This window comes from Dialister sp., from assembly GCF_047832375.1.
GTDB lineage: Bacteria > Bacillota > Negativicutes > Veillonellales > Dialisteraceae > Dialister.
In genome coordinates, this window is the sequence record NZ_CP181256.1 from 2936263 (window position 1) to 2944120 (window position 7858).

General features: G+C 53.1%; 6 protein-coding genes. 5 read left to right on the top strand and 1 reads right to left on the bottom strand.

What is annotated here, in order from left to right; all coding sequences use genetic code 11:
- The first annotated feature begins 132 nt into the window (after positions 1-132).
- Positions 133-939, top strand: a complete 807-nt coding sequence (locus ACFWUL_RS11570; RefSeq protein WP_416177405.1) for a shikimate dehydrogenase family protein — start codon at positions 133-135, stop codon at positions 937-939.
- A complete protein-coding gene (locus ACFWUL_RS11575; protein ID WP_416177406.1) occupies positions 936-1433 on the top strand; it encodes a shikimate kinase in 498 nt (165 codons plus the stop codon). Before ACFWUL_RS11570 ends, ACFWUL_RS11575 begins: the two co-directional genes overlap by 4 nt.
- A 123-nt stretch (positions 1434-1556) precedes the next feature.
- On the opposite strand, the gene ACFWUL_RS11580 is transcribed toward ACFWUL_RS11575, so the two are convergent.
- Positions 1557-1769, bottom strand: a complete 213-nt coding sequence (locus ACFWUL_RS11580) for a tautomerase family protein (RefSeq protein ID WP_366461176.1) — start codon at positions 1767-1769, stop codon at positions 1557-1559.
- A 366-nt stretch (positions 1770-2135) separates the two neighbouring features.
- Here ACFWUL_RS11580 and ACFWUL_RS11585 point away from each other — a divergent pair, with 366 nt between their 5' ends.
- From ACFWUL_RS11585 to ACFWUL_RS11595, 3 genes are all read left to right on the top strand, one after another.
- Positions 2136-3950, top strand: coding sequence for an ammonium transporter (locus ACFWUL_RS11585; protein ID WP_416177407.1), 1815 nt, complete (start codon positions 2136-2138; stop codon positions 3948-3950).
- Positions 3951-4189: 239 nt separating this feature from the next.
- Positions 4190-4465: a hypothetical protein gene (locus tag ACFWUL_RS11590; protein WP_416177408.1), complete on the top strand. Its 276-nt coding sequence runs from the start codon at positions 4190-4192 to the stop codon at positions 4463-4465.
- 1538 nt (positions 4466-6003) lie between these two features.
- A complete protein-coding gene (locus tag ACFWUL_RS11595; protein ID WP_416177409.1) occupies positions 6004-6927 on the top strand; it encodes an NAD-dependent epimerase/dehydratase family protein in 924 nt (307 codons plus the stop codon).
- The last annotated feature ends 931 nt before the right edge of the window (positions 6928-7858 follow it).

The following is a 7858-nucleotide window of genomic DNA, read 5'->3' on the forward strand; positions in this document are numbered from 1 at the left end:
GCCTGCGGCGCTTTTCGTCTGATGGCTCCAACGTCTGCTTGTGCCGAAGGCTGCAGGGCTTCCCTGGCAGCTGGACGCTGGAGGCTCCCACGGTGTCTCTATCCGCGAAACATCCATTAGAAAGGAGTCATTATGAAACTGGGCCTTCTGGGTGAAGTCCTTGGACACAGCCTGTCCCCGGAAATTCATCGCAAATTATTTGAAAAAAAGGGCATTTCTTCCACCTATGAACTCATAGAAATTCCAAAGGGAAATTTCAGGGAAAAACTGCCGCAAATCCTTAATGCCTATGATGGGCTGAATGTAACCATTCCCTACAAGGTGGAAGTCATTCCATTCCTGGATGAACTGTCGGAAGAGGCAAAGACCATCGGCGCAGTGAATACCATTGCCCATAAAAACGGGCGTCTTTTGGGATACAATACGGACTATACCGGCTTTAAAAGGACCCTTTCCCGCATCGGCTGCGACATTTCCGGCAGGGAGGCAGTGGTACTGGGTCATGGCGGCGCTTCCCGGGCCATTATCCAGTGCCTCTTCGATGAAAAGGCTTCGGCCATCCACGTCATCAGCCGACACCCGGAAAAAGTGGATTCCGGTTTTCTTTCCTTTGCCAGGGCCCGGCACGTGGATATCGAAGGCTACGACAGCCTTCCTTCCCTGGAGGACCGGTATCTCCTTGTAAATGCCACCCCCGTGGGCATGTACCCCAAAACCGGCGTATCCCCCATTTCCGCGGAGGAAGCCGCCTCTTTCCCAAAAGTGGTGGATATCATCTACAATCCAAAGGAAACAAAACTGCTCCATGACGCAGCCGGCGATACCTCCAATGGTATGTACATGCTGGTCATGCAGGCCATGGCGGCCGAGGAAATCTGGATGGACCGGACGGTTTCCCCGGCCCTGGCGGAAGAAATTGCGGAGGAAATGGAAGTATGAAGAATATCGCACTCATTGGCATGCCGGGGTCCGGAAAAACCACTTTCGGAAAGGCCCTGGCGGACATCCTCCACCGGCCTTTTATCGATGCCGATGATTACCTGGAAAAAAAGGAAGGCCGAACGATTAAAAGTTTCTTCGCAGAGAGTGAGGAGGCCTTCCGGGAGGCAGAGGAAAGGACCATCCGTGATTTATCGGCAAAGGAAGGCATCATCATTGCCACCGGAGGTGGTGTGATTAAAAGAAAAGTCAATGTGGACAATCTCCGTGAAGGGGGACTTGTTGTTTTCCTGGACCGCCTTCCGGAGGATATTGTGACGGACGTGGAAGTCGAAAAAAGGCCCCTCCTGAAAGAGGGGCCGGACAGGGTCTTTACGCTGTATGAAGAACGGATTGCTCTCTACCGGGAGGCAGCAGATATTACCGTTGCCAACCGGGGAAGGGAAGAGAAGGTTCTGGAAAAACTGCTGGATGCAGTAAAGAAATGGGCATGACTGTCAAGCCGCTGATGGACGAGTCATAAGTGTGAGCTTCCATATGCTGGAAGCTCCATGAAAGCGGCTCCATGGGCTGGCGAAAAACCGCTACGCCCCGGTTTGCCGGGCCATAGGTCCTTTTTATTTTCCTTTTCTCTTTTCCCGGGCCAAAAGAATCGGATCGCCGCCGAGCCCCCAGTTTTCCAGTGGGACTTCGTCGATAACCACCACCGTGGTGGCGGGATTCTTATGGAGCACGTCAGCCAGCAGGTTTGTGACACCGCTGATAAGTTTTGCCTTCTGCTCCGGAGTGACATTTCCTTCTTTTGTGATTTTGATGTTGACGTAGGGCATGATGGACCTCCTCGCTTTAAAATTCAGGGGATTTTCTTTATTGTAGCGAAGGAAGAGGAAAAAGGAAAGAGGAAGTCCCACTGCTTGCCGGGGTTCACAGAATCAGGAAAGACATGGGGGCAATCAGAAATAATTTGCATTTCCCCTTGACGGAACAGGACGGCGGGTGTATTATTTTTTCATAATCATTTGCCCTTCGGGGACAATTACATAGTTTGGCAAAGATGTCTGATCATGAATGGTTCATGTCAGGCTTTTTCTTTTGGACAAGGACGCCCGGGATATCCCGGGCTTTTTGTCTTTTAGAAAAAGCCGCCATTCCGGTCAGACTTTTCTTTTCCAACAAGGTCAAAGGAGTGGATTATTATGAGAAAAATGGAAGTGCTGAAAGGCAAGTGGCCTTTGCTCCTGGCGGCGGTAGCCCTGCCGTCGGTGGCATTGGCCGCAGAGCCGGAGGGACGGTATTCTTCGGTGGATACCATCTGGGTTCTTTTAGGGGCTATCCTGGTATACTTCATGCAGCCGGGGTTCGCCATGGTGGAGACCGGCCTCACCCGGGCCAAGAATGCAGGCAACATTGTCATGAAGAACTTCATGGACTTTGCCCTGGGCACCGTGGTGTTCTGGTTCCTCGGCTTCGGCCTCATGTTTGGCACCGATATCGGCGGCATTATCGGTACGCCGGACCTCTTCGTCACCCACTTCCAGGTGCCCGATGATGCGGGATACACCACACTGGCCTATCTCTTCTTCCAGACCGTGTTCTGCGCTACCTCCGCCACCATCGTATCCGGGGCCATGGCAGAACGGACGAAGTTCTCTGCCTACTGCGTATATTCCGTACTCATTTCCCTTCTGATCTATCCCATTTCCGGTCACTGGATCTGGGGCGGCGGCTGGCTTTCCGAACTGGGATTCCATGATTTCGCCGGTTCCACCTGCGTTCATCTGGTAGGCGGCGTGTGTGCCTTCGTAGGGGCATGGCTTCTGGGACCCAGAATCGGCAAGTACAATAAGGACGGCACCGTAAACGCCATCCCCGGCCACAGCATTACCCTGGCCTGCCTGGGCATGTTTATCCTGTGGATGGGGTGGTTCGGATTCAACGGCGGCTCCACCGTTTCCATGACCGGTGACAAGGTCATCGAATCTGCTGGCCACATCATGATTACCACGAACCTGGCAGCAGCGGTGGCCGCCTGCACCACCATGGCCGTGACCTGGGTGAAATACGGAAAACCCGATGTGTCCATGACCCTGAACGGGGGCCTGGCAGGGCTCGTAGCCATCACCGCCGGCTGCGATGCGGTGACGGTACCCGGTTCCTTCTGGATCGGCCTCATTGCAGGGGTATTCATTGTATATGCCGTAGAATTCATTGACCAGAAAATGAAAATCGATGACCCCGTCGGCGCCATTGCAGCCCACGGCGGATGCGGTGCCCTGGGCACCATCCTCACCGGCTTCTTCTCCGAAGAAAGCGGCCTCCTCTATACAGGAAATCCCCATTTTCTCTTCATCCAGATCCTTGGCGTCGTAGTGGTTGCCATTTATGTATTCATTGCCATTAATATCGTATTCCGCATCATCCGTGCCACCATCGGTCTCCGGGTGAGCCGGGAAGAAGAAATCAACGGCCTGGACTTCGAGGAACACGGCCTGGCCTCCGCCTATGCGGACTTCATGATGATTCCGGAAACGACGGAAGAAAAGATTGAAGCCGGCAAGGCACCGGCCAATGCCGTAGAAGTGCCCATGGACAAAGAAGTGCCGGAAACTGTGGCACCGAAAGAAGTGCCTGCCGATGGACATCGGCTCTGGTGCGTCACCATCATTACGTCCGACAAACGCTTTGAAATCCTGAAAGCTGCCATGGAAGCCATCGGTATTACCGGTATGACTGTCACCAAGGCCCTGGGCTTCGGCCTTGAAAAAGGACAGACCCAGATGTACCGCGGCGCTGCTGTTTCCGCCAAACTCCTTCCGAAAGTGCGGGTGGATATGGTGGTATCCAAGATTCCGCCCAGAACGATTATCGAAGTGGCTAAGAAAGCACTCTACACCGGCAAGTACGGCGACGGCAAGATTTTCGTCACCACCGTGGACAATGCAGTGAAAATCCGTACCGGCGAAGAAGGCTACGATGCCCTCCAGGACTATCCTATTGAAGACGATAAATAATGGTATACACAAAAAGAGCTGTGGTTTTCCGCAGCTCTTTTTGCGTGGGATAGAAGACAGAGGGAATAAAGTATATACTTATTTCACAAAAGAAGGAGAACTCACTTTTTCACAGACTTATTCACAGGCTGTTGATAACTTTGAAATGAGAATTCCAAATGTAGACAATCAGCGGCAAAGAGAGAGGTGTCTACTGGAGATATACACAAAAATCTGTGAATAACTGTGAACAAGTCTGGATGAAATGGGAAAAAGTGGAAAATGACAGGGGGAAGCAAGGGGCATTCAGGGATATTTTACTTGTCCACAGGAAGAAAAACTGTGAATTCACTTTTCACAGACAAAGAGACGGGAAGAAAAAAGGAGGAAAAGGTTCTGTCAAGAAAAGGTCAAGGCTGATGAATTTCGTAAAAAGAACGAGTAAAAGGGAGAATACTATAGAAAATCATGCCATCCTTCCTGTCCATGTCCAATGGAAAGAAGAAAATCAATATAAGAATGGAAGGCTTTTTTAACGCCTGGGGAGAAGGGGATAAAGAAGTACCCTATATATTTTTTCACAATTTCACAGCTTGCCAGTGGAAGCTGTCGGCTGACCGCTAACCGCTATCCGTTGGCTGATTCGCCAGAATGCATATCATGCCATATGACATAGAAACCAATCCCGTAACGCTGACTTTATGTTCATCGCCCCCTAAAGGGGAAACGACTCACTACATTTTGCGCGTCGCTAGCGCTCCTTCACCCACTGCTGTCACTGACTCACTGGATTTTCAGGTCGCTGATGCTCCCTTACAAATCCAGTTCGCATAGTGCAAAATGTGTTCGCTGTGCATCGCTTCGCTCAAGGGTCCGCCGATTGGCGGTCAGGATAGCGATGGAGTGTCAAATCGGCGCTCTGCCTTGTACACCCTTTGCCTCTTCGAGGCATTCCCCTCAAGGGGAAACGAGGAGTCTGAGGAGAAAAACAGAGAGTCATATATTTCATGTACTATTTCGGCGTTTTCCCCCTTTGGTACCTTACGGCACCACCTTCCCCCCGCGGAGCGGTGGGACTATGGGTACTTAGCAATGGAGCCATGTTTCTACAGGAAAGCATAGAGCGATTTATTCTGTCCCCCGGATGGGGGAAAGTCCGGCGTAGCCGGATAAGGGGGGAGCCGCGCAGCGGCTAATCACCAGGATGCCAATCAAGCCCTATGACATAGAAAGGTAAATCCCGTAACGTTCTTGCGTCCCCTTTAGGGGAAGAGGGCCACGAAGTGACGAAGGGATGTACGAGGGTAAGAATGATTATGATACTCGATGTGGACGTGACCGCCGAAAGGCGGCATTATAAAACTCATTGTCCGCAGGGCGATACCACCACCCTCTGAACCTTTTGAACCCTTTGAACCCTCACACCGAAGGCGCGTCCAATGTTGCCCGCCAGCATCGTCATCTCGAGCGGGGGGATGTGCCGGTATGGGGGAGATGCAAACCGCTCCGATGATACTCAGAGTCGAGAGATCTCCTGCCGTAATGCCGCCCGTACCATTAGAGGGGGGAGATTTCTCCACTCTGTGGAGACTCTGCATAGAGTCTCCAAGTCAGCCGAAGTTGGCCTCTAGCCTGCACAATAAGAGGCTTTCCTATTGGCGGCTGACCGGCTACGGTCGAAATGACGGGGACGGGGGCAGCTTTTTTAAAATCTGCGCCCGAAGGGCGCTACCACACCCCTCAGCGCCGTAGGCGCTGTTGCCCCCTGAGCGAAGCGATGCAACCCTTCTACACAACCTGCGGCGAAGCCGCCACCACAACCCTCGGCCTGAAAGGCCGTCAAACTTAAGAACCCTCCGGCCCATAGGGCCGGTCAATCCTAAGAACCTTCCCCTATGAACCCTTTGAACCCTCGCGCCAAAGGCGCGTCTGACGTCTCCCGCCGAATTGTCTCCGCATCCTTCAAAAATTTATGATTCTTTTACCTCACACTGTATTATCATGTGATATTATATTAGTAATAAATAACTAAAATAGACTTATCTCAGGCATTTTTAAAGAAAAAGGTGAAGTTATGAAGATTCTTGTGACCGGCGGTGCCGGCTTTATTGGTTCTCATCTGGTGCGTCAGCTCATGGAAGCAGGGGATGAGGTCGTTTCCCTGGACAATCTTTCCACGGGCCTTCGGGAAAACCTGCCGGAGGGAGCCCGGCTGGAAGTGATGGATACCCATGACGACAAAGTGGAAGACCTCTTCCGCCAGGAACATTTTGATGCTGTAGTTCATCTGGCTGCCCAGACCCTGGTGAGCGACTCCATGGTGGATCCTGAAAACGATATGTACCAGAACATTGCAGGTACCGTTCATATCATGGAATGCTGCAGGAAATACGGCGTAAAGCGGGTAATCTTCTCCTCCTCCGCCGCCACCTATGGCGACGTGGACGAAAAAGCCCTGCCTGTGCAGGAAACACTCCCGCAGATTCCCCTTTCCTTCTATGGCCTGACCAAAATGACCGTAGAAAAATACCTGGCCCTCTACCGCCTGGCCTTCGGTATCCACTACGTGGTACTCCGTTTCGCTAACGTATACGGCGAACGCCAGGGCGATGGGGGAGAAGGCGGCGTCATCAGTATCTTTGCCAAACGCCTCGCTAAAGGACAGGACATTACCATCTTCGGAAACGGCAAACAGACCAGAGACTTCGTCTACGCCGGCGACATTGCCCGGGGCATCCGCCTGGCACTGACCACACCAAATGCCGATACCTGCTACAACCTCAGCACCCAGACAGAAATCAGCCTGAACGAACTGGTCACCATCCTTTCCCGTATTACCGGAAAAGAAATTACCCCATCCTACGGCCCTGCCAGAGAAGGGGACATCTATCGCTCCTCCCTTTCCAACGAAAAGGCAGTGAAAAACCTTCACTGGACCCCGGAAGTATCCCTGGAAGAAGGACTGAAACGGACCTACCAGTATTTTGTTAAAAAATAGATTTGCAAAGTTTGGTGATGCTGTAGAAACGCGGATAATGAACTGTCGCTGCGCTTCAGGGGGGCGGACATTTGCCGTTTCCCCTAAAATCCAGCCGCCCCCTTCCGTCTCGCTCCGCTCGCCACCCACCCCCTAAGTGGGGGTGGGCAAGAAAAACATGGAGGAGAGGGGCGATTAACCCAAACCCTTGCCTCCCCCTGCTTGCAGGGGGAGGGGGACCGCGTCTCTACCTCAAACCTTGCCTCTTCTGCTTGTCAGGGGCGGGGGACCGCGTTCCCCAAAACTTGCCTCCCTCCGCTTGCAGGGGGGAGGGGGACCACGTCTCTAACCCAAAACTTGCCTCCCCCCGCTCGCGGGGGGAGGGGGACCACGAAGTGGTGGAAGGGGGCTGCTCCAAGCGGTCGATGCCTGCGAAGCGGGCATAAGAACTCTGTCAAAGGAAAGGGTGCCATCAAACATAAAGGGGCACCCACCATCATTTACCATTGCACTGATGCCCCCTTCCGTCTCGCTCCGCTCGCCACCCACCCCCTAAGTGGGGGTGGGCAAGAAAAATGGAGGAGAGGAACAGTTAACTCAAACCCTTGCTTTCCTTAAGCTTGCGGGGTGGTGAGGTGCACCACGTTCCCAAAACTTGCCTCCCCCCGCTCGCGGGGGGAGGGGGACCACGAAGTGGTGGAAGGGGGCTGCTCCAAGCGGTCGATGCCTGCGAAGCGGGCATAAGAACTCTGTCAAAGGAAAGGGTGCCATCAAACATAAAGGGGCACCCACCATCATTTACCATTGCACTGATGCCCCCTTCCGTCTCGCTGCGCTCGCCACCCACCCCCTAAATGGGGGTGGGCAAGAAAAAGATGGATTCCCCCTTCCGTCTCGCTCCGCTCGCCACCCACCCCCAAGTGGGGGTGGGCAAGAAAAAGATGGATTCCCC

Excerpts from the sequence above, each read along its gene's own strand:
- ACFWUL_RS11570 (WP_416177405.1), top strand. The coding sequence starts at position 133 with ATGAAACTGGGCCTTCTGGGTGAAGTCCTTGGACACAGCCTGTCCCCG.
- ACFWUL_RS11575 (WP_416177406.1), top strand. The coding sequence starts at position 936 with ATGAAGAATATCGCACTCATTGGCATGCCGGGGTCCGGAAAAACCACT.
- ACFWUL_RS11580 (WP_366461176.1), bottom strand. The coding sequence starts at position 1,769 with ATGCCCTACGTCAACATCAAAATCACAAAAGAAGGAAATGTCACTCCG.
- ACFWUL_RS11585 (WP_416177407.1), top strand. The coding sequence starts at position 2,136 with ATGAGAAAAATGGAAGTGCTGAAAGGCAAGTGGCCTTTGCTCCTGGCG.
- ACFWUL_RS11590 (WP_416177408.1), top strand. The coding sequence starts at position 4,190 with ATGAAATGGGAAAAAGTGGAAAATGACAGGGGGAAGCAAGGGGCATTC.
- ACFWUL_RS11595 (WP_416177409.1), top strand. The coding sequence starts at position 6,004 with ATGAAGATTCTTGTGACCGGCGGTGCCGGCTTTATTGGTTCTCATCTG.